This window comes from Stappia sp. ES.058 (assembly GCF_900105595.1).
Lineage (GTDB): Bacteria > Pseudomonadota > Alphaproteobacteria > Rhizobiales > Stappiaceae > Stappia.
The window spans coordinates 3,543,214-3,563,267 of the sequence record NZ_LT629784.1 but is presented as its reverse complement, the minus strand read 5'-3'; the positions used below and the strand labels follow the sequence as shown (position 1 = coordinate 3,563,267).

Below are 20,054 nucleotides of genomic sequence, written 5' to 3'. Positions count from 1 at the left end.
TGGCAGGTCACGCAACCGCCACGCTTTGACGTACACTGCTGCTGATTCGCATTACTGGGGAGATCGGCTTGAAACGGGTCGTCGTCGGGCTTTTGAGCCTCTTCTTCATCCTGGCCTGCGTGGTCCTGATCGTGCCGCTGCTGCTGCCGAAGGATGCCATTCGCGCCGAACTGATTTCACGCGTCGAGGCGCGGACCGGCTGGCGGCTCAGGCTCGACGGTCCGGTGAGCCTGTCGTTGCTGCCCGGATTTCGCATGACGGCGGAGGATGTCGGCATTGCCGGCGCCGCCGGTGCGGACGGCATCGAGTTCGCGCGCGCGGCCGAAATCGACTTCGGCCTCGCCTGGAGCGGCCTGTTCGGTGGCGACATCCGTCTGACTCACGTCAATCTCGACAGTCCCAGGATCCTCGCCGAGATCGCGCGCGACGGCACCACAAGCTGGTCGCCGCGCCGCGCCTTTCCCGTCGATCGCTGGACCTCCGCGACACAGGCAATCTCCGAAAGCAACGGTGACGCCGCGCCGGTTGCGTCCGCTCCGGCGCAGACCGGAGCGCCCGTTGCCGGGTCCGACGAGCCGTTTCTGGCGCGCATCGGGATCGACCGGCTGACGATCGTCGACGGCGAGGTGGTCTATGATGACAAGCGCAGCGGACTGAAGCACACGGTCGAGGCGGTAAACCTCACGTTGCGCCTGCCCTCGCTTGCCGGACCGCTTGAACTCGACGGGTCGGTCGGCTACCGCGACCTCACCGTGACTGTGGCGGGTGCGGTGTCATCGCCGCTGGCGCTCAGCACCGGCGGTACGAGTGCTGTCGATCTGACAGTGTCCGCCGCGGACGCGCAATTGACGTTTGAAGGCGACCTTGCGCCGTCGGCGGAAAGCCGGTTGCGGGTCGGGGCGCGCGGTGAGGGGCTTGCCGATCTCTTTGCCGGCTTGCAGATGCCGCTGGCGCGCGATCCCGGACCCTACAGTCTGAATTCCGATGTCGCGATTTCTCGCGAAAGCGTCGAGATCGGTTCGCTCACCCTGCAGCTTGCCGGTGGCGAGATGCGCGGACACGGCACGGTCCAACTCGATGGGCCCGTGCCGCAGATCGAGGCGGATCTGACGCTTGCCGATCTCGGCCTGTCGCAGGTGCTGACGCTTGCCGGCCGGCCGGAACAGGCGCGCGGCACGCTCGGCGGCGAGATCGCACTCGCCACGAGCGGCGCGGATACCGCCGCGCTTCTCGGCGCGCTCGACGTTTCCGGTCGCCTGTCCCTGACCGGTGGTGGCATCGACGATCTTCCGGTGCCGTCCCCTATCGGCGACGACCCGGCCGCACGGCGCATCGACGACCTTGCGCTGGCGCTCGATTTCGCCGGTCTCGACGGTCCTGTCGCCCTATCCGGCGGATTTGTCTGGCGCAGCGAGACGTTCCGCGTCGACGGCGGTGCGACGCCGGCCCTGCTGATGGCGGGTCTGCCGGCCCCGGTCAAGGTGGAGATCGTCGGCTCGCGGCTCAGTACCGGGTTCGAAGGCGCGCTTTCGCCGTCCGGCGCCATCGATGGCGGGGTCTTTCTGGAAACGGCCGATCTGCGCGCTCTCGCTGGCTGGCTCGGCACGCCGCTGCCTGACGGCGGCGGGCTCAGGGCGTTTTCCTTCTCCGGCGATCTGGAGGCGGCTCCCGGACTGGTGCGGTTCAGCGACGCCGCGCTGCGTCTCGACGATATCGAGGGGCGCGGGCGCGGCGAGATCGCGCTCGGCGGCGTGCGGCCGCGCGTGAGCGCGACACTGGCGCTGGCACGTCTTGGCCTCGACCCCTATCTCTCCGGCGGAGCCGCCACGGCGTCGGGCGGCAGTGGTGCTTCCGGCGGTGACAGGGTGCCCGGCGGCGGCGATGGCGGCTGGTCGCGCGCGCCGCTCGACCTTGCCGGTCTGAAGGCGGTGGATGCCGACCTCGATCTCAGCGCGGAGACGATTTCGGCAAGCGGTATCGAGATCGGCCGCAGCCGGTTGCGGGTCGAGCTGACGGACGGGCGCCTGCAGGCCGAGCTTGCCGAAATGGCGCTTTATGAGGGCGCGGGGCGGGCCACGGTGGTGCTCGACGGCTCCGGGTCCGTGCCGCAACTGAGCGTGAAGGGCGCACTTGAGGATGTGAGTGCGCGCCCCTTCCTGTCGGCACTGGCGGATTTCGACTGGATCCAGGGCAAGGTCGCCGCCTCGATGGATCTCGCCGCGCAAGGCGCAAGCGAGGCCGATCTTGTGTCGGCGCTGGGGGGGCAGGCGCGGTTCGATTTCTCCAATGGCGCGATCCTCGGGCTCAACATTCCCAAGATGGTACGTGGGCTGACCGTCGACACGCTGCTTGGCTGGTCGGAGAACCCGGCTCAGCAGACGGACTTCTCGGTGCTTGCCGCAAGCTTCGCGGTCGAGAACGGCATTGCAACCTCCAGCGACCTGCAAATGGTCGGACCGCTGGTGCGTCTCAGCGGTGCGGGCACCGTCGACATGCCGCAAAAGACACTGGACTGGCGGCTGGAGCCGCGCGTGGTCGCCGACCTCGGCAACACCGCGCCGGTGCCCCGCGACAAGGGCGAGGCGCGCGAGCTGGACGGTCTTGGCGTGCCGGTGATCGTGCGCGGCTCCTGGGACCGGCCGCGGATCTATCCTGACATCAAGGGCATTCTCGACAATCCGCAAGCCGCGCTGAAGCAGTTGGAAAGCCTCGGCGGCGGCCTGTTCAAAGGGGTGTCGGACAGCGTGCCGGCGGGAAACCTCGGCGAGGTTGCGGGCGAGGTCGCCAACGAGGCGCTGCAACGCGCGACCGGCGGCAACACGGAGATCGACGTGCAGAAGGTGCTGGACGGCGAGGTTGACGACAAGGACGTGCTCGACGCGGTGGAGCAGGGCTTCGGCCTGCCGTCGGGCTTCCTCGGGTCCTTCGGTCTTGGACAGAAGAAGCAAGAGGACCAGCCGCCGGCGCAATAGGCGGTCTCGAACAGGTCCTGACCCTAACGGTAGTTGTGCGAATCCGGAGGCGGCAGGTCGCGCGACATGCGGCGGGTGTATTTCAGTCCGAGCGGATGAAAGATGTCGCCCAGAACATGCGTCCAGGGAACCGGATAGCGCGACGGCACGCCGTCAACGATATCTCCCGGCCGCTCGTAGGGCGCGCGCGCCGGGTTTCTTTCCAGCGCTGGCAACAGCCGGTCGAGCCGGCGGTTCATTTCCCGCCACCACTCCTCCACGAACGGCGTGTCGCGTTTGCAGATGAAGGCGCAGCAGCCGATCAGCCGCTTGTGGTTGGCCTGAAGCCATTTGCGGTGAAGATAGGCGCCGGCGCGGCGGGGCGCGGACAGCCCCAGATCCTTCGACGATGTGTACATGTTCGAAACCGAACCGGGCGTATGCTCCCGATAGCCTATGGCCCAGAGGTCCGGGGTTGTCGCCAGCCGGTCGAAATGCGGCGTCCAGTCGTGGTGATTGGGCTTGATGTCGGCATAGCCGCCGCCTTCGTGGCGCATGGCGTAGCAGCGCAGGTAATCGGCGCGATGCGCCAGATTGAGATGACGATAGGCGGGGTGCAGTCTCTCGGCGGGCACCAGGTCGGACAGATTGGCCTCGCTGATCAGCGTCACCTCGCAGCCCGACCGGTCACGAAGGGATGCGAGCCCGCGCAAGCGATTTTCGCTCATCTCGTTCGTGCCGGTCCAGAAACAGAAGATGCGGTTCATGCGTCGGGTCATTTTCACCGGGCCATGTCGGAGATGCCGCGCGCTCCCGCGCCGACAGGATCGCCGTCGCCGGAACCGTTGCTGCCTTTCAATCCCCCAATTCGCCGCGAAGTGCAACGTGCCGGGCACGCCGTAGTCGATGCGCGCTGGCACGGGTCCGTCAATCGTGCGACATGAATGCTGGCGTGCGGTCCCCCGGAGGAACGTGTGCAGGGCTTGCCGATAGCTGGGAGGTGCCGTCGGTGACGGACATGCCTGACATCTGTGTTGCGATATGCACATGCGACCGGCCGAACTGGCTTGGCGACCTGCTCGACGGTCTTGCCCGGCAGGAAACCGACCTCCGGTTCGACGTCGTTGTCGTGGACAACGGGATCCGCAGCGCGCGCGCGGTGGTGCTGGAACGGGCTGCCGCCGGCGCGCTCCAGATCACCCATGCCCGGCTGCGCGACCGCGGTCTGGCGGCGGCCCGAAACCGGTCGCTGTCGCTCGCCTGCGAGAGCGGGGCGCCCTGGATCGCCTGTCTCGATGACGACGAGGTGCCCGGAAGCGAATGGCTGTCCGCGCTGCATGCCCGCGCTCTGGAAACCGGCGCCGACCTGATTTTCGCACCTGTCCAGCCCGAGTTCGAGACATCTCCGCCGCGCTGGGCCGTCGCCGGCGGGTTCTTTGTCAAGACGGGCGAGATCGCCTGCTCCAGCAACATGATGCTGCGAACTGCGATCCTGCCGGGGGATGCGCGCAACTGGTATCAGCCGGCATTCGGCGTGATCGGCGGCGAGGACCGGGAGTTTCTCGCACGGCTTGAACGTGGCGGCGCGCAGGTCGCGACGGCGCATCAGGCCGTGGTGCGCGAGCATATTCCCGCCGCCCGGCTGCGGCTTGGATACATGTTCCAACGCGGTCTCAGGGACGGATACGCCGAAGTGACGATACTGCGACAGGCGCCGGGATCGCCCGGATCGCGGGCCGTTGCGGCACTGGGAATCGCGGCGAAGAAGTTCGGTTTCGCGCACTTTCACCTCGCAGGCGCCGTCATGTCGCGCGCGCATCTGGCAAGCGCCGTTGCCGACACGGGAACGGTCTGCGGCATCGGCATGTGCCTTGCCGGACGCAGCATGCGCTTCTACGGCGCCGCGGGCGAGGGCCTGCCGGTTGACGACGACGGCGCGATCGCAGTGTCGTTGGACGGGCCGCCGCCCATGAGCGCCCGACCGCCTCCCGATGCCTCTCGCGTTTGCGTGTGCCTGTGCACCTGCGACCGGCTTGCGTTGTTGCCGGCCTTGTTCGCCGCGCTTGAAAAGCAGACCCTGTCCGGCCGGCTCACGGTGTTCGTTGCCGACAACGGCAGGCAACCGGCCGATGCGGTTGTGGCGGCGTGCGGCGGCGGCGCGCTCGACCTTGTCTACCAGCGGGTGCGGGAGGTCGGCGTCTCGTCGGCACGCAACGCGGCGATGGCGCGTGCCGTCGACGGCGGCTTCGAGTTCCTCGCGTTTCTCGACGATGACGAAGTACCGGAAACGGCATGGCTGGAAGAGCTGCTGGCGACGGCGCTTTCGGAACGTTGCGACATCGTCTGCGGGCCAGTCGAACCCGTGTTCGCGCGGCCGCCACCGGCCTGGGCGCTGGCGGGGCGGTTTTTCTGCAAGTCCGGCGACACGCTTTGCTCCAGCAACCTGTTGTTGCGGACCGCCGCATTGCCCCGGGAGCGGAACGACTGGTTCGATGCGGAGTTTGGAGAAACGGGTGGCGGCGACCGGGAATTCCTGAAACGGCTCGTTGCCGGCGGTGCCCGAACCGCCGTGGCCCGGCGCGCGGTCGTCCGCGAGCATGTGCCCGACGCGCGTCTTGCCCTGCGTTACATGTTCGCGCGTGGCCTGCGCGACGGAATGACCGATGTGCAGATCCTGATGCGCCGGAAACCGTCGGCTTGGGGTGTCTGGCTTGACGCATCGGGGATCGCGGTGACAAAGGCGGGCTACGGGTTGAACCACCTCATCTGGTCGACACTGCGTCCCGGGCGTCTCGCCAGCGCCTTGTCCGATGCCGGGCATGTCTGCGGGATTGTGCTCCGGCTGTTCGGCCGACGCGTGCGGCTCTACGGGCGAGGCGCTCGTCCAGGGGCCGGCGGGATCTGATACACGCCTGCCGCCGGCAGCGTCCCTCTTGTCAGTCGCGCCAGAATTTCCGCGCGTGGCGCGTGTCGTCCCAAAGCGCGCGGGCGCGCTCCCATTCGATTTCCGCGCGCCGCTCGTGCCAGCCGATAACGAAGCCGACCGCCAGCATGTCATCGCCTTCGACCGTGTCGCGCGCGCGCAGCAGGTCGGCCAGCCGGTGCGCCATCACGACGTCGTTGAGATAGCCGAAAACATCCTGCAGTTTCTTCAGCGTCGACAGGAACGGCTTTACGGATTTTTTCTTGTAGAGCGATTTGTAGAATTCGATTGCGTAGCGCAGCTTCTTCAACGCCTTGCGCATGTCGTGACGTTCCTCGAGGGACAATTCGTCGAGGTGGGCGCCGAGACGCGAGACGGCCTTCCAGCGCTTTTCGAGCGCTTGCGCCGCGAAGGCGGTCACCGGTGCGGCAAGGGCTGCTGCGGCTTTGTCGTCTTCCGTGTCGTCGTCCGCGTCGGGAGGGACGAGCGTGCCCTGCGCCATTGCGCCGAGATCGAAGAGAAGTGCATTGACGGCGGGGTCGCGCAACTGGTCGCGCAATACGGCACGGGCGTTCTCGCGTTCGTCGAGCACGATGTTGCGCAGCCGCTCAAGGTCGATGCCGTCCGGGGCCGAATGGCCGGCGGAGGCGACGATTTCTCCGGCCAGGACATCGAGATCGCGCAAGGCGCCAACGCGGGCCGCGAGGTCGCGCGCCTGCGCGTCGAGCGTCGCTGCGCGGTCGTCGGGAAGATGTTTGCGGTGGATCTTCAAGGCGCTGCGCAGCCGGCGCAGACCGACGCGCATCTGGTGCGGTCCTTCCGGAGCGTCGAGCGCAAGGCTTGCCTCGCGATTTGTCGCAATCTGATCCAGACAGGAGCGCAGGATGGTCTGAAAGGCGCTGCCGGCGGTGTCGTTTTCGGGCGAGAACGTCACGGAACCGGCATTTTTCGGCGCGATGTCCGCCTCTTCGCCGGCCAAAAGCGCGTAGCCGCGCTGGGCCTTGCTTGCACCGGAAAACCGGGCCTCTGCGGTGCCCCTCAGGTCGCGGGCAAGGCCGAACAGGTGTTCGACGCGGCCCTCGACAAGCTCGAACTCCGCTTCATGCAGGGGAAGCGCGCGCTCCAGCGTGCGCACCTCGCCGCTGTCCAGCGCGACCTCGATGACGGTCGCCGGTTCGGCGCGAAAGACGCGCGTCGTCCGGCGCATCTCGGTCTCGAAGACGGCGGAAAGCGGCGCGCCGCCCAGGAGACCCCACAGGCCGTCGCGCAGCGCGGGATCGACAATGCGCGTGAGATCGGGCGCCGGCGCCTCCACCCGCGTCTCGCTTTCCTTCGGGGTTGAAAGCCCGCCGCGCACCCCGGTGCCGGCCTTGACCGTCTGGATCCAGTCGGTGCCGACCTTGCGCACCCTTAGCGACCATTTCGCCCGGCGCAGGGCCATGTCCGGCGTGTCGAAATAGATGGAGCGCAGCACCCGCGTGCGGGCGCGTTCGACCGAAAACCCCGCCGGCGCAGGCGCGGTTTTCAGCCGCTTCAACGCGTCTGCGGTCAGTTCCAGCTTGAGTTCGATTTCGCGCGGTGCTTCGATCATAAGGTCGCTCTAGCGTCTTTTCCGGACGCTGTCCACAAAAGCGCACTGAGCGCGCTTTTATTTGCCGGCTAGGCATGCGCCCTCCAAAGGAGAGACGCGGAGCGGACGCTACCTGAGGAGGATCTGGTGCGTGAGATCGTCGCCGTCGGAAACGGTCAGCTGGCGAAACCCCATCAGTTTGCAGAAGTCGAGAAATGTCAGTTCATGCGGGGTCTCGGCCTGCTGGAACAGCGGTGTGGAACGGGCCTGGGATGTCAGGGCGGCAAGCAGGGCGCGTATCCGGAAGAGCGTGTCGTAGCGGTCCGGTCCCGTGGCGATGATGATCATCTTCTCGAAGTCCTCGCCCTTGACGAAGAGATGGTAATCGGGCGCAAAGCCGCGCGCCAGCTGCTGCTGCTCGAAGCCCGCCGCGAAGGCGGCGCGGGACCGCTTGGTCGCATCGCCGGCGACGGTTACGCGCGCGACATAGACCTCCTGGTTGGTTGGCGCCGGATAATAATAGCCGGCGTGCATGTCGGCCCCTTTTGCGACACCGGAAGACAGAACCGCGACAAGCCCGGCAAGAAGGATAAGGGCCGCGCCTGCAATCGGGCGGACGGTGGAAAGCGGCATCCGGGCAGGTCTCCTGTTTGCAGCGGGTGAGGCCATGGGCATGCTCATCGGCGGCGCGGGGCGTCGACGGCGGGCGTATCTTTCGCGTCGATGTCGCGCGGCTGTTTGCCGTAGGTCCTGAAGCGGGCGAGAACGTCGGCCATCTCCGCATGGCTCAGGACAACCGGCGTGCCGGTCTGGCGTGCGACGACATACTGGTGGCACAGCGTCTCGATCTCGCCGGCGAGCCACAGGGCCTTGTCCAGAGTGGGGCCGAAGCAGATCATTCCGTGATTGGCGAGAAGGCAGGCCGAACGCTCCTTAAGGGCGGCAAGCATGGCATGCGACAGGGCCTTGGTGCCGAAGGTGGCATAGTCGGCGCAGCGCAGCGTCGTGCCGCCGGCAACGGCGATCATGTAGTGAAACGGCGGGATTTCCTCGCGCAGGCACGACAGCGCGGTGGCATGGACCGAATGGGTGTGGATCACCGCGCCGGCTTCGGGACGTGCGGCATAGATATCGAGATGCATGCGCCATTCCGACGAGGGCAGCCAGTCGCCCTCATAGGTCTCGTCGAGACCGACGGGGACGATCTGCCCGGGCCGCATTGTCTCGTAAGCGACGCCGGAGGGCGTGATCCAGAAACCGTCGTCCTTGCGCAGGCTGACATTGCCGGCGGTGCCCTGGTTGATGCCCATTTCGCTCATGCGCAGGCAGGTGTCGATGACAGCCTGACGCGGGTCTTGTTGCGGTGGAACGGTCATGCTGCATCCCGGTGCGACGCGAAGGTCGGGCGAGCTTAGGCGCGCCGGTGAGACGCGGCAAGGGCCGCCGGCGCGTCTTTCGGGGTGTGGGGATCGCGCGTGTTGCCGGCAGGCGCGCGGGACAGATGCGCTTGTGGGTGGTGCCCCCGGTCCGACTCGAACGGACACTCCGGTTAAAGAAACGGATTTTGAATCCGTCGCGTCTACCAATTCCGCCACGGGGGCCCGGACGACGATCACGTGTCGCCGAACGGGCGCGATCATAGTCATCGCGGGCGATGCGTCAATTGAAAGATCCCGCGTCGCGGGATCTCCGCGCATCCGTCCGATCCGCGGCATTCGCGGGCGTGCGGAATCAGATGACAACGGACCTGCGAGCGGCTAATCAGACGCCATGTTGCGCCGCCTCTACGACTGGACAATGTCGCTCGCTTCCGGCCCCCGCGCGCCCTATGCGCTGGGTGCGGTCTCCTTTGCGGAAAGCTCGTTCTTTCCGATCCCCCCCGACATCCTGCTGATCCCCATGGTGATCGCGCGGCGCGCCAAGGCGTTCTCCTACGCGCTGCTGTGCACGATCACCTCCGTCATCGGCGGCGCTGCCGGCTATGCGATCGGGGCGCTCCTGTTCGTGCAGATCGCCGAGCCGATCCTGTCGTTCTACGGCTATCTCGACAAGTTCGAGACCTTCCGGGCGAATTTCAACGACTATGGCGCCTGGATCGTCTTCATCGCCGGGGTCACGCCGTTTCCCTACAAGGTGATCACCATCGCCAGCGGCGCCACCGGTCTCAGCCTGCCGGTCTTCATGCTGGCGAGCGTGCTGGCACGCGGCGTGCGCTTCTTCGTGGTGGCGGGGCTCTTGTACCTTTTCGGGCCGCCGATCCGCACCTTCATCGAGGAGCGGTTGTCGCTCATGTTCACGATTTTCGTCGTGGGCCTGGTTGGCGGTTTCGTGCTGATCAAGTTCCTTTGACAAACCGAAAGGCCTCCGCATGACGCAAGGACGTTCGCTTCCGCTCGCGCTGCTTGTGCTGTTGATTGTCGGCGGCCTCGCCACGATCGCAACCGCCTGGGGCTTCCAGCTGATCGGCGGCTATGTGCCCTGCGCGCTGTGCCTGGAGCAGCGCATTCCCTATTACGCCGGCCTGCCGCTGGCGATCTTGGCCGCCCTGCTGCTGTGGCAGGACGCCGCCGCCTTCACCCGCACGCTGCTACTTCTCGCCGTTGCCGCGGTCTTCGCCTATGGCGCCGGGCTTGGTATCTATCAGTCAGGCGCGGAATGGGGCTTCTGGCCCGGACCCACCGATTGTGGCGGTGGCAGCGGAACGCCGGTTTCCGCCGCCAACATGCTGAATGCCCTGCGCGAGACCCGCGTCGTCAGCTGCACCGAGGCAAGCTGGCGGATGTTCGGCCTGTCCTTTGCCGGATGGAACGCGGTCGCTTCGGCCGGGTTGACCCTTCTCGCGCTTGCCGCCCTCTGGACCTCGCGCCGCCGCGTCCCTATCTGAAGAAGGGGCAGGCGGGCACCGCGCGGGAGGGACGGATGACAGGCAAGACCCCACATGACGGCGACGCCGAGCGGCGGAGGGCCGTCGACGAGAGCCTGGCGCGGGTCGATCGCGACAGCGAGACGCTGTTGCGCACCACCTTCGAGGGCGCCTCCCGGCATCGACGGGCCGGCGGCCCCGGCGAGGAAACCGACCCCATCGAGATCTGGGGTGCGCGCATCGGACGCACCGCGGGCGGGATCTTCGCCGTCGGATTGATCGTCTATCTCGCCTGGACCTATCTCTAGCGGTTGCCGTTTTTTGCATCCCGCGCGCAAGACCACACGGACCACGCATGGCAACCGCAATCGAACCGGATCCCAGTCTCGCTTGGCAGAGCGCCTTCGCGCCCGACCTTGCCACGTTCGAGGCGATCGCGGCGCAGGCGTTCGCAACCCTGCCCGATGCCTTTCGCATCCTGTGCGGCGACATCGAGATCCGGGTCGCCGAGATGGCCGACGACGACGTTCTCGATGAGCTTTCCATCGAGGATCCCTTCCTGCTGATGGGGCTTTTCGAGGGGATCGGCCTGGCGCAGGGCGGCGGCGAAATGCAGTCGGGGCAGATGCCGAACCGCGTCTGGCTCTATCGGCGCGCGATTCTGGACTACTGGTGCGGACACGACGAGCCACTCGGCGGGATCATCGCGCATGTTTTGATCCACGAGCTCGGCCATCACTTCGGGCTGTCCGACGCCGACATGTATGCCCTTGAGGTCGATTCTCCGTGATGGGGCGAGCCGGCCGCGCGGCCAGTCAGGCCGGTGGCAGCAAGCCGTCCTCATAGGTCTTTCCGATCGCCCGTCGCGCCATCATGTGCGAGCGCGGCTGGTTGATGCTGTCGACGGCGGCGAGACGCCCCTCGACAAGATACGCCACATAAAAGCTCGAGGATGCCGGGTCGCCCACCGTCAGCGCCGTGTCATAGCCCTGCGACAGGCCGGCGATCTGCAGCTTGACGGCATATTGATCCGACCAGAACCAGGGGACGGGGTCGTAATCCGGCGCGCCGCCGGTGAGCGCGGCGGCCACCGTCTTGGCCTGGTCGATGGCGTTCTGCACGCTCTCCAGCCGGATTGAGCGGCCGTAGCGAGCGGAAAAGAAGCGGGTGCAGTCGCCGGCGGCGTAAATGTGCGCGTCGGAGGTCCGTCCGCTGGCGTCGACCAGAATGCCGTCGTCGACGTCGAGCCCGGCCGCGCGAGCCAGATCGTCGTTCGGCACCGCGCCGACGGCGACAAGAACGAGATCGCAGGAAAGCTCCTCCCCGTTCGCCAGACTGAGCGCACGGACACGGTCCTCGCCCGAAAAGCCGGAAATGCCGGTGCTCAGTCGGATGTCGACGCCATTGTCGCGATGCAGTGCGTCGAAGAACGCCGAGACGTCCGGCGAGACGACGCGTTGCATCACGCGGTCCCGCGATTCCACCACGGTCACCTCATGGCCCATGGTCCGCGCCACGGCTGCGACCTCCAGGCCGATGTAGCCGCCGCCGACGATGGCGACGCGGCCCGGTTCCGCGAGGCGTTCTCGCATGCGCTCGACGTCGGCGATGGTGCGCAGCGTCACGACGCCCTCAAGCTGCGCGCCGGGCAGCGGCAGATGGCGCGGGCGCGTCCCGGTGCAGATCACGAGCCTGGCGTAGGCCAGCCGCGCGCCATCTGTGAAAACGACCTCGCGGGCTTCCCGGTCGATGGCCTCCACCGATACGCCGAAGCGGCAGTCGATGCGGTTTTGTTCGTAGAACGCGGCCGGTCGCAGGTGCAGCGCCTCTTCGCCGATCTCGCCGGCGAGGTGCTTTTTCGACAGCGGCGGACGCTGGTAGGGCGGGTGCGGTTCGTCGCCGACGAGCGTGATCGGCGCGTCAAAGCCAGCCGCGCGCAGGGATTGCGCCACCTGGGCTCCGGCCTGTCCGGCACCGACGATTACCAAGCTGTCCTGCATGCGCTTTTCTCCTGTGACGGCTGCGACCTATCACGGCGCGCGGGGAGCGCCAAGGCCGGATGCACCGGCGCGGGTCCTGCCGGGAAACGGAGCTGTCGCGCCGCGCGGGAAAAAGGATGCGTCGCGAAAACGATATCACTATGGTCGGAAAAACACTGTGTCGCCGCATGCCCGTGCGTGCACGCTGCTCCGGCGGCGCGACACCTTGCCTCCCCGGCAAGACGGGCATTCGCCCCGGCGGTTTGCCCGTGATCTTTCCGTTTCCTGGATTGGACGTCCCTTGCGCTCATATCTCGACACGTTCGCCCCCGGCATTTTCGTTCTCCTGTGGTCGACCGGGTTTATCGGCTCCAAGCTGGGCGCGCCCTATATCGAGCCCTTCGTCTTCCTGTCGATCCGCTTCCTGCTGGTGCTGCCGCTGCTGTTTGCGCTGATCCTGGCGACGCGCGCGTCCTGGCCGAAGACCGGTACGGAGGTCCTGCACTGCCTTGTCGCCGGAGCCCTCATTCACGGGATCTATCTGGGCGGGATCTTCTACGCCATCGACAACGGCATGCCGGCAGGGATCGCGGCCCTGGTGCTCGGGCTTCAGCCGCTCTTGACGGCGCTGCTCGCCGGACCGCTGCTTGGCGAAAAGGTCGCCGCAAGGCATTGGGCCGGACTTGCCGTCGGCGCCTGCGGGTTGCTGCTTGTGGTGGGGCCGCGCCTTGGCGTCGATGCCTCGGGGCTGACGCCGGTCAATGCACTGGTCTGCCTGCTGGCGGTCGCCGGCATGTCGGTCGGCACGGTCTACCAGAAGCGCTTTGCCGGCGGCATCGATCTGCTGTCGGGCACGCTGATCCAATATGCCGGCGCGCTCTTGATCGTCGTGCCGCTCGCGCTTGGCGAAAGCTGGACGATCGTCTGGTCGGGCCAGATGATCTTTGCGATGGGTTGGCTGGTGCTGGTTCTGTCGATCGGCGCCATTCTCTTGCTCATGGTATTGATCCGGCGCGGCAGCGCGGCCCGGGTGGCGAGCCTGTTCTATCTCGTGCCGGTGGCGGCGGCGATCGAGAGCTATTTCCTGTTCGGCGAGACGCTGACCGTCGTGCAGATCGCCGGCAGCGCGCTTGTGGTCGGGGCGCTGCTGATGATCCGCGAAAGGCGCATTGGCACGCGGCGCACGCCGGCCTGATGCGAAGGATGTGCGCCGTCAGCCGGCAGTGCGCGTCGATTTCCGGGCGCGCATGATGGCGGCGTTCAACTCGCCGCCGAAGACGAAGCAGATCGCCACCATGTAGAGAAAGACCAGCGCCGTCATCGCACCGGCGAGACCGGCGTATGTGGAGACGTAATTGGCGAAGCTCGCCAGATAGGCGCCGAAGGCCGCGCCCGCGACAAGCCAGAGGCACAGTGTTGCCAGAACGCCGGGCAGGATCTCGCCGAGGCGCCGGCGTCCGGCCGGCAGGAGCGCATGGACGGCGATCAGCCCGCCACCGGTCAAAAGCGTCGCGATCAGGTAGCGCGACAGGTTCAACTGTGCGGTGAACTCCTCGACGATGGGGGCATAGGCAAGGGCCGCCGTCCAGACCAACGGGGCCAGAACGATCAGGACGGCGAAGGCGATCAGGATGATCGTCCCGAGCAGGATCATGACAATCGCCTGCAGGCGCAAACGGACATAACCGCGGGTCTCATGCGCCTGATAGGCGCGGTTCAGCGCCACGCGCAGCGCCTCCACTCCGTTGGAGGCAAACCACAGCGCCACCACGATACCGAAGGTCAGCGCATCGCTGCGCGGCTCGGTCAGGACGACCCGGATTTCCCGGGAAATCGGCCCGGCGACCTTTTCCGGCCAGGCATCGAACAAAAGCGCCGCGATCCGGTCGGCCATGTTCTCCATGCCGAAAAAACCGGTGAGCGCGGCGATGAAGATCAGGAAGGGAAACAGCGCCAGCAGTGACGACAGCGCCACGTGGCTCGCGAGTACGAAGCCGTCGTCGCGCGACATGTGAGCCAGGGCATCCAGTGTCACGGACAGGGTGGCGCGGATCGTTCGAAGGATCATCATGTCCTGCTGAATGCGGCAGTGCCGGCGTGCGGTCAAGTCGACGATGTTGCGGTGCAAGGCGTCAGGCAATAAAATTTCTCCAAAGCTGCATCAAAAGAAGGATTGCTTCGCGGGTTGCGGGCGATATTGTTTGCAGCGCACCAATTTGACGGGAGAGCCACTCCAGCCACAGGGTGGTTCGCGCAGGCGCGAGCCGCGCGGGGAAGCATCCCGCGACACGATCACGGAGAGAATGCATGTCGCTAGCGAGCGAAGTCGGTCACTACACCCAGGACGGTCCCCTCGAGGCGCTGACGGGCGCCAGCGTCGCGGCGCTGGAGCGGCTGCTCGACACCGCCGCCGCCCGTGTCCGGGTGCGTGTGCTCGACGACGGCCGGATCTCCTCGGCGAAGATGGAGGCCGAACAGCGCGCGACCCACGGGCTGGCCTGGCTTGCGACCTATGTCGAGGCGCTCAAGCAGCTGCATGGCTATGCGGAACGGCTGCGCGATGCCGGCAGTTTCGGCGAGACGGAAGAGCTGACCGTGCGCCTCGCCTTCGCGGAGTATCTGGCGCAGATCTTCGGCGGCATTCCGATGAACCAGAGCGAGACCGTGCGGCTTGCCGATCTCGGCGTGCCGCCGCGCGAGGCGGGAGAGTATCTCGTGCCTGAAATCGAGGCGCTGGTCGCAAGCGGCAACACGCCCGAGGTTCGCGCAAGGCTCACCGCGCTGATCCGCCAGCAGGAGGGCGCCTCCGTCTTCGGCGTCACCGGCCTTGACGAGACCTATGAGCAGGTGCGCGACGAGATGCGCCGCTTCGCCGCCGACAAGGTGCTGCCGCATGCCCACGACTGGCATTTGAAGAACGCCTACATTCCGCTTGAGATCGTCAACCAGATGGCGGACCTCGGCGTGTTCGGGCTGACGATACCCGAGGAGTTCGGTGGGCTCGGGCTTGGCAAGGAGAGCATGTGCGTGGTCTCCGAGGAACTGAGCCGGGCCTATATCGGTGTCGGTTCGCTCGGCACGCGCTCGGAAATCGCGGCGGAGCTGATCCTGTGCGGCGGCACGGACGCGCAAAAGGCGAAATGGCTGCCGCAGATCGCCTCCGGCGAGGTGCTGCCGACCGCCGTTTTCACCGAGCCCAACACCGGCTCCGACCTTGCCTCGCTGAAGACGCGCGCCGTGCGTGAGGGCGATGTCTGGAAGATCTACGGCAACAAGACCTGGATTACGCATCCGGTGCGCGCCGACGTGATGACGCTTCTCGCCCGCACCGACCCGAACGAGAAGGGCTACAAGGGTCTTTCGATGTTCCTGGCGGAAAAGCCGCGCGGAACGGACGCCGATCCCTTTCCCGCGCCCGGCATGTCGGGCGGCGAGATCGAGGTGCTCGGCTACCGTGGCATGAAGGAATACGAGATCGCCTTCGACGGCTTCGAGGTGGCGCACGACAACCTGCTCGGCCAGGTCGAGGGCCAGGGCTTCAAGCAGTTGATGCAGACCTTCGAGGGTGCACGCATCCAGACGGCGGCGCGCGCGCTCGGCGTGGCGCAATCCGCGCTCGATCTTGGTCTGCGCTACGCACAGGAGCGCATCCAGTTCGGCAAGCCGCTGATCGATTTCCCGCGCGTCTCCGACAAGCTGGCGCTGATGACGGCGGAGCTGATGGCCGCGCGCCAGCTCACGTATTTCTCGGCCTGGGAAAAGGATTCGGGCCGGCGTTGCGACCTGGAAGCCGGCATGGCCAAGCTGCTCGGCGCGCGTGTCGCCTGGGCGGCGGCCGACAACGCGCTGCAGATCCACGGCGGCAATGGTTTCGCGCTGGAATACCCGGTCTCGCGGGTGTTATGCGACGCGCGCATCCTCAACATCTTCGAGGGCGCGGCGGAAATCCAGGCGCAGGTGATCGCGCGGCGCATTCTCGACGAACGCGGATAGGCGGCCAGAACGAAGAAGCGCCCAGTATCTGTCGATGCGGGGCGCTTCTTCGTGTTTGAAAGACGCGGCGGTCAGCTCATCGCCATCACGAGCCAGAGCGACAGCGGCGGGAAGGCGATCAAGAGCGCCAACCGCACGATGTCGGCCATCCAGAACGGCGTCACGCCCTTGAAGATCGTCGCCAGGCTGACGTCTTCCAGAACGCTGCGCAAGACGAAGACATTGAGGCCCACGGGCGGGGTGATCAGACTGATTTCGGTGACCACCACCACGACGATGGCAAACCAGATCAGCACCAGCTCCGGATCGGCCAGCAGCCCCGAGCCGAAATCGAGTTCCATCACCAAGGGATAGAACACCGGCACGGTTAGCAGGATCATCGACAGGCTTTCCAGCACACAGCCGAGCAGCAGGTAAACGACGATGATCGCCGCGATCACCAGCCAGGGATTGGCGTCGAGATCGTAGACATAGGCCGACAGGGCGTCGGGCAGACCGGCGAAATTGACGAAATTGGTGAAGATGTCCGCGCCGATGATCAGGGCGAAGATCATGGCCGTTGCCCGTGCGCTTTCGCCGATCGCAGCTCCCAGTGCGCGAAAGCCGAGCCGGCCGAACACGGCGGAGATCGGCACGGAGACGCCGGCGCCGATGCCGGCGGCTTCGGTGGGCGTGAAGAACCCCCCGTAGATGCCGACCATGATGATGGCGAAGAGCAGGAGAAGGGCGGCAACGCCAAGTGCGTCGCGGGTATTGAGGGGTTCCAGATCGGTTGCCGGCGGCGCCAGTTCCGGCTTGCGCCACACCGCCACCTGAACGGCGACGAGATACAGAAACAGCCCGAGAACGCCCGGCACCACGCCGGCGATGAAGAGCTTGCCGATGTCGGATTCCGTCAGCAGACCATAGATGATCAGGATGACGCTTGGCGGAATGAGAATGCCGAGCGTTCCGCCGGCGGCGATGGAGCCGGCGGCGAGACTGTCGGCATAGCCGTATTTGCGCATCGAGGGCATCGCCACCTTGGACATGGTGGCGGCGGTGGCGAGCGACGAGCCGCAAACGGCGGAAAAGCCGCCGCAGGCGATCACCGAGGCCATGGCGAGCCCGCCGCGCATGCGCGCGGTGGCGTGGTTGGCGACGGCATAAAGCCCGTGGCTGACGCCGGAGCGGGCCAGCACGTTGCCCATGAAGATGAACAGCGGCACGACCGACAGCGAATAGGCAAGCCCTGCGTCGAAGACGAGCGTTCCGGTCATCGCAAGCGTCGCGTCGATGCTGCGCATCCAGGCGAAACCGGCCATGCCGACGAGCGCCATGGCGAAGGCCACCGGCATCTTCAGGAAGATCAGGAGGAGGAGCGCGGCAAAGCCGATCAGCGATTCCGTCATGGGGTGTTCCGGTCAATCGGCGGGAAGGGGACGGCCGGCGGGATCACGGCCTGAGTGCGTTGAGGGCCGCGGCGGCGGCGCTGATGGCGCAGGCGCCGGCGGCCAGAAAGCCGACGGGCGCAAGCGGGATGGACAGCGAATCGGTGACCGCGCCGTCCTGCGCGAGACGCGTGGCGTGCTCCCACAGCCGCCAGGCGAAGACGGCGAGGACGCCCGCGCTCAAAAGGCCGGTGACCGGGCGCACGATGCGCGCAAGCCGGGCGCCGGCCGCCGCGTCCAGAAGGTCGACCTCGACGTGCTCGCTCCGCGCGGTGGTCAGCGGCAGGGCCAGAAAGATGAGGGACGCGAGAAAGATCTCGGTCAGCTCATAGGCGCCCGAAAGCGGCGCATTGAACCAGTAGCGTGCGACGACGTCGATACAGGTGACGAGCGTCAGCGCGACAAGCAGGGTTCCCGCTGCCGCCGACAGCACGGTCTCGAGGATCCGGCTCGCGGCCCGGCGCGGACGCCGGGCCGTCTGGGATGAGGAGGGCATTGTCGCGCGGCCTAGTAGCTGACGCCGGTCTGGGTGCGCAGCTCGGTCAGCGCCGTGGCGCCGTCGAAGCCCTGCGCCTTCACGGCGTCGGCCCACTCGGCCTCGTATTTTGCGGCGCGCTCCTTGATGGCGGCCAGCACGGCGTCATTGGCCTGATGCAGGTCGATGTCGCTCTCCGCGACAAGCTCCGCGCCGCCGGCGTCGGCGGCATCCCACACGGCGCCGGCACGTTCGGCGAAAGCAGCACCGGAAAGACGCTCGATGGCGGCCTTGTCGGTATCGGACAGGGCGTCCCACTTGTCCTGGTTCATGACGAGGAACCAGGAGGTGTTGTAGATGCCGCCGGGAACCGACATGGAATACTTGATGTGGTCCGAAAGGCGGAACGCCTTGAGGGCCTCCATCGGGAAGGTCACGCCGTCGATCACGCCGCGCGACAGCTTCTCGTAGACCTCGCCGGGTCCCATGAACTGGGTGGTGACACCGAGGTCCTGTGCCAGATCGGCGATGTAGCCGCCCGGCGTGCGCAGCTTCAAGCCGGAAAAGTCGTCCGGGCTTTCGATCTTGCGCTGGTTGTTGTGCACGAGCCCCGGACCATGGGCGAAGAGCGAAAGAAGCTTTACGCCCTCATGCTCGCCGGCCGCGTCCAGCTCGCCGGCATAGACATTCCAGTAGGCCTTGGAAACGGCCACCGCGTTGTCGCCGAGGAACGAGAACTGGCCGATGCGCGAGCGCAGGAAGCGGTCGTCCTTGGTGAAGGAATGCAGGCCGTAGGTGATGTCGGCGACACCGTCCCGGGCGAGATCGAAATGCGCCGGCGGCGCGCCGAGCGGCTTGGCCAGCACGCGCACGCGCACCCGGCCCTCGGTCGCCTTTTCCACGTCGCGGCCCCAAGGCTTCATGACCTTGGCGACGATGGGATGTTTTGGCGGAAGCCAGGACGACAGGACGAGCGTGGTCTCGGCCTTGGCCGCGGTCAGCCCTGCGCCAAGCGCGAAGACCAATGCCGCGAGCCCGATACGCGCGGTGGTTTTTGCAGGTCGCATGGATTTCCTCCCCGTCTGCGACGAAATTAGTTACAACTGAAACTTTTCAGAAATGAAGGACCGCGTCAAGTGCACTGAACACAGCGTCCCCGTGCCGTTGCCGTTCGGTCATGGAGGCGGAGCGCGCGGATTGTCTCAGGGGCCGGCCGCCGGCCGGCAGCCAGTCATCCAGGTGTCGATCAGGGCGTCGAAAAGCCTTTCCTGGGCCGCCGCATCGGGAAGTGCGCCGAGGCTGTGGCCGACGATCATGTGATAATAAAACGCCAGAACGCCTTGGGTCACCGTGGCCGGGTCAAGCTCCGGGCGCAGGGCGCCCTCGCCGAGCAGCCGGTCGACGGCGCGGGCGGCATTGGTCTCAAGCTGGGCGCACACGTCGAGAAAGTGGCGGGTCCAGGGACCGTCGTTGAGGGTCGACTGCGACAGGAAGAGCCGCGCGAACTCCGGGTCTTGACGATAGAGCGCCAGCCAGGGCCGGAACACGCCGACGAGATAGCGGGCGGGAACATCGGTCGGGTCGGTGTCGATCGCCTTGCGCATGTCGGCACCCAGGGCGTCCAACCGGTGGATCTTGCCGGCGATCAGCAGGCTGGCCTTGTCGCTGAAATGGGCGAAGACGGTGGCCTTGGCGACCCCGGCGCGCGCGGCGACCGCATCGACGCTTGTGGCCTCGTAACCGTGTTCCTCGAACAACTCCCGCGCCGCCTCGAGAATCCGCTCGCGGGTGCGTTCGGTTCGTTTCTGGGGCTTGCCGGCCATCGGGGTGTCCTTTCAAAATTTGACCACGGTCAATTTTATTATTGACC

General features: G+C 66.5%; 18 protein-coding genes and 1 tRNA gene. 8 read left to right on the top strand and 11 right to left on the bottom strand.

Going from position 1 to position 20,054, the window contains the following annotated elements; all coding sequences use genetic code 11:
• Positions 1 to 68: 68 nt before the first annotated feature.
• Positions 69 to 2,972, top strand: a complete 2,904-nt coding sequence (locus tag BLU32_RS16500) for an AsmA family protein (protein WP_093808735.1) — start codon at positions 69 to 71, stop codon at positions 2,970 to 2,972.
• A gap of 23 nt (positions 2,973 to 2,995) precedes the next feature.
• On the opposite strand, the gene BLU32_RS16495 is transcribed toward BLU32_RS16500, so the two are convergent.
• The gene (locus BLU32_RS16495) at positions 2,996 to 3,718 is read right to left on the bottom strand and encodes a hypothetical protein (protein WP_172838583.1); all 723 of its coding nucleotides are present in this window, start codon (positions 3,716 to 3,718) and stop codon (positions 2,996 to 2,998) included.
• Positions 3,719 to 3,969: 251 nt separating this feature from the next.
• Between BLU32_RS16495 and BLU32_RS16490 the strand changes: the two genes are divergently transcribed.
• Positions 3,970 to 5,856: a glycosyltransferase family 2 protein gene (locus BLU32_RS16490; RefSeq protein WP_244501875.1), complete on the top strand. Its 1,887-nt coding sequence runs from the start codon at positions 3,970 to 3,972 to the stop codon at positions 5,854 to 5,856.
• Between the two features lie 31 nt (positions 5,857 to 5,887).
• On the opposite strand, the gene BLU32_RS16485 is transcribed toward BLU32_RS16490, so the two are convergent.
• The 4 genes from BLU32_RS16485 to BLU32_RS16470 form a co-directional block, all read right to left on the bottom strand.
• Positions 5,888 to 7,465 carry a CYTH and CHAD domain-containing protein gene (locus BLU32_RS16485; RefSeq protein WP_093808729.1) on the bottom strand — a complete coding sequence of 526 codons (1,578 nt, stop codon included), beginning with the start codon at positions 7,463 to 7,465 and terminating at the stop codon, positions 5,888 to 5,890.
• Between the two features lie 108 nt (positions 7,466 to 7,573).
• Entirely contained in the window at positions 7,574 to 8,077 is a 504-nt protein-coding gene (locus BLU32_RS16480) for a hypothetical protein (protein ID WP_208976905.1), read from the bottom strand.
• A gap of 44 nt (positions 8,078 to 8,121) precedes the next feature.
• Positions 8,122 to 8,820: a class II aldolase/adducin family protein gene (locus BLU32_RS16475; RefSeq protein ID WP_093808727.1), complete on the bottom strand. Its 699-nt coding sequence runs from the start codon at positions 8,818 to 8,820 to the stop codon at positions 8,122 to 8,124.
• 138 nt (positions 8,821 to 8,958) lie between these two features.
• Positions 8,959 to 9,045: transfer RNA gene (locus tag BLU32_RS16470), tRNA-Leu, on the bottom strand.
• Positions 9,046 to 9,214: 169 nt separating this feature from the next.
• Here BLU32_RS16470 and BLU32_RS16465 point away from each other — a divergent pair.
• Genes BLU32_RS16465 through BLU32_RS16450 form a run of 4 tightly spaced genes read left to right on the top strand, consistent with a single transcriptional unit; the run spans position 9,215 to position 11,097 of the window.
• Positions 9,215 to 9,793 (top strand): YqaA family protein, encoded by a 579-nt coding sequence (locus tag BLU32_RS16465; RefSeq protein WP_093808725.1) that lies wholly within the window; start codon positions 9,215 to 9,217, stop codon positions 9,791 to 9,793.
• Positions 9,794 to 9,812: 19 nt separating this feature from the next.
• A complete protein-coding gene (locus tag BLU32_RS16460) occupies positions 9,813 to 10,328 on the top strand; it encodes a disulfide bond formation protein B (protein ID WP_093808723.1) in 516 nt (171 codons plus the stop codon).
• 35 nt (positions 10,329 to 10,363) lie between these two features.
• Positions 10,364 to 10,615: a hypothetical protein gene (locus tag BLU32_RS16455; RefSeq protein ID WP_093808721.1), complete on the top strand. Its 252-nt coding sequence runs from the start codon at positions 10,364 to 10,366 to the stop codon at positions 10,613 to 10,615.
• Between the two features lie 47 nt (positions 10,616 to 10,662).
• A complete protein-coding gene (locus tag BLU32_RS16450) occupies positions 10,663 to 11,097 on the top strand; it encodes a metallopeptidase family protein (protein ID WP_093808719.1) in 435 nt (144 codons plus the stop codon).
• Positions 11,098 to 11,122: 25 nt separating this feature from the next.
• On the opposite strand, the gene BLU32_RS16445 is transcribed toward BLU32_RS16450, so the two are convergent.
• Complete coding sequence (locus tag BLU32_RS16445) at positions 11,123 to 12,307, bottom strand: NAD(P)/FAD-dependent oxidoreductase (RefSeq protein WP_093808717.1); 1,185 nt, start codon at positions 12,305 to 12,307, stop codon at positions 11,123 to 11,125.
• A gap of 280 nt (positions 12,308 to 12,587) precedes the next feature.
• Between BLU32_RS16445 and BLU32_RS16440 the strand changes: the two genes are divergently transcribed.
• On the top strand, positions 12,588 to 13,481 hold the full coding sequence (locus tag BLU32_RS16440) for a DMT family transporter (RefSeq protein WP_208976904.1): 894 nt from the start codon (positions 12,588 to 12,590) through the stop codon (positions 13,479 to 13,481).
• Between the two features lie 18 nt (positions 13,482 to 13,499).
• Here BLU32_RS16440 and BLU32_RS16435 read toward each other — a convergent pair whose 3' ends face one another.
• Entirely contained in the window at positions 13,500 to 14,426 is a 927-nt protein-coding gene (locus BLU32_RS16435) for a YihY/virulence factor BrkB family protein (RefSeq protein WP_244501726.1), read from the bottom strand.
• Positions 14,427 to 14,593: 167 nt separating this feature from the next.
• Here BLU32_RS16435 and BLU32_RS16430 point away from each other — a divergent pair, with 167 nt between their 5' ends.
• Entirely contained in the window at positions 14,594 to 16,279 is a 1,686-nt protein-coding gene (locus BLU32_RS16430; RefSeq protein ID WP_093808713.1) for an acyl-CoA dehydrogenase family protein, read from the top strand.
• A 71-nt stretch (positions 16,280 to 16,350) separates the two neighbouring features.
• On the opposite strand, the gene BLU32_RS16425 is transcribed toward BLU32_RS16430, so the two are convergent.
• From BLU32_RS16425 to BLU32_RS16410, 4 genes are all read right to left on the bottom strand, one after another.
• Positions 16,351 to 17,670, bottom strand: coding sequence for a TRAP transporter large permease (locus tag BLU32_RS16425; protein ID WP_093808711.1), 1,320 nt, complete (start codon positions 17,668 to 17,670; stop codon positions 16,351 to 16,353).
• Positions 17,671 to 17,713: 43 nt separating this feature from the next.
• Entirely contained in the window at positions 17,714 to 18,205 is a 492-nt protein-coding gene (locus tag BLU32_RS16420) for a TRAP transporter small permease (protein WP_093808709.1), read from the bottom strand.
• An 11-nt stretch (positions 18,206 to 18,216) separates the two neighbouring features.
• Complete coding sequence (locus BLU32_RS16415; protein ID WP_093808707.1) at positions 18,217 to 19,251, bottom strand: TRAP transporter substrate-binding protein; 1,035 nt, start codon at positions 19,249 to 19,251, stop codon at positions 18,217 to 18,219.
• Positions 19,252 to 19,386: 135 nt separating this feature from the next.
• Positions 19,387 to 20,007 carry a TetR/AcrR family transcriptional regulator gene (locus tag BLU32_RS16410; RefSeq protein WP_093808705.1) on the bottom strand — a complete coding sequence of 207 codons (621 nt, stop codon included), beginning with the start codon at positions 20,005 to 20,007 and terminating at the stop codon, positions 19,387 to 19,389.
• Positions 20,008 to 20,054: the final 47 nt, after the last annotated feature.

Bases quoted from the DNA above. Each gene is read 5' to 3' on its own strand.
- BLU32_RS16415 (WP_093808707.1), bottom strand. From the start codon at position 19,251: ATGCGACCTGCAAAAACCACCGCGCGTATCGGGCTCGCGGCATTGGTC.
- BLU32_RS16410 (WP_093808705.1), bottom strand. From the start codon at position 20,007: ATGGCCGGCAAGCCCCAGAAACGAACCGAACGCACCCGCGAGCGGATT.
- BLU32_RS16465 (WP_093808725.1), top strand. From the start codon at position 9,215: ATGTTGCGCCGCCTCTACGACTGGACAATGTCGCTCGCTTCCGGCCCC.
- BLU32_RS16490 (WP_244501875.1), top strand. From the start codon at position 3,970: ATGCCTGACATCTGTGTTGCGATATGCACATGCGACCGGCCGAACTGG.
- BLU32_RS16460 (WP_093808723.1), top strand. From the start codon at position 9,813: ATGACGCAAGGACGTTCGCTTCCGCTCGCGCTGCTTGTGCTGTTGATT.
- BLU32_RS16450 (WP_093808719.1), top strand. From the start codon at position 10,663: ATGGCAACCGCAATCGAACCGGATCCCAGTCTCGCTTGGCAGAGCGCC.
- BLU32_RS16485 (WP_093808729.1), bottom strand. From the start codon at position 7,465: ATGATCGAAGCACCGCGCGAAATCGAACTCAAGCTGGAACTGACCGCA.
- BLU32_RS16420 (WP_093808709.1), bottom strand. From the start codon at position 18,205: ATGCCCTCCTCATCCCAGACGGCCCGGCGTCCGCGCCGGGCCGCGAGC.
- BLU32_RS16425 (WP_093808711.1), bottom strand. From the start codon at position 17,670: ATGACGGAATCGCTGATCGGCTTTGCCGCGCTCCTCCTCCTGATCTTC.
- BLU32_RS16445 (WP_093808717.1), bottom strand. From the start codon at position 12,307: ATGCAGGACAGCTTGGTAATCGTCGGTGCCGGACAGGCCGGAGCCCAG.
- BLU32_RS16480 (WP_208976905.1), bottom strand. From the start codon at position 8,077: ATGCCGCTTTCCACCGTCCGCCCGATTGCAGGCGCGGCCCTTATCCTT.
- BLU32_RS16495 (WP_172838583.1), bottom strand. From the start codon at position 3,718: ATGAACCGCATCTTCTGTTTCTGGACCGGCACGAACGAGATGAGCGAA.
- BLU32_RS16475 (WP_093808727.1), bottom strand. From the start codon at position 8,820: ATGACCGTTCCACCGCAACAAGACCCGCGTCAGGCTGTCATCGACACC.
- BLU32_RS16455 (WP_093808721.1), top strand. From the start codon at position 10,364: ATGACAGGCAAGACCCCACATGACGGCGACGCCGAGCGGCGGAGGGCC.
- BLU32_RS16430 (WP_093808713.1), top strand. From the start codon at position 14,594: ATGTCGCTAGCGAGCGAAGTCGGTCACTACACCCAGGACGGTCCCCTC.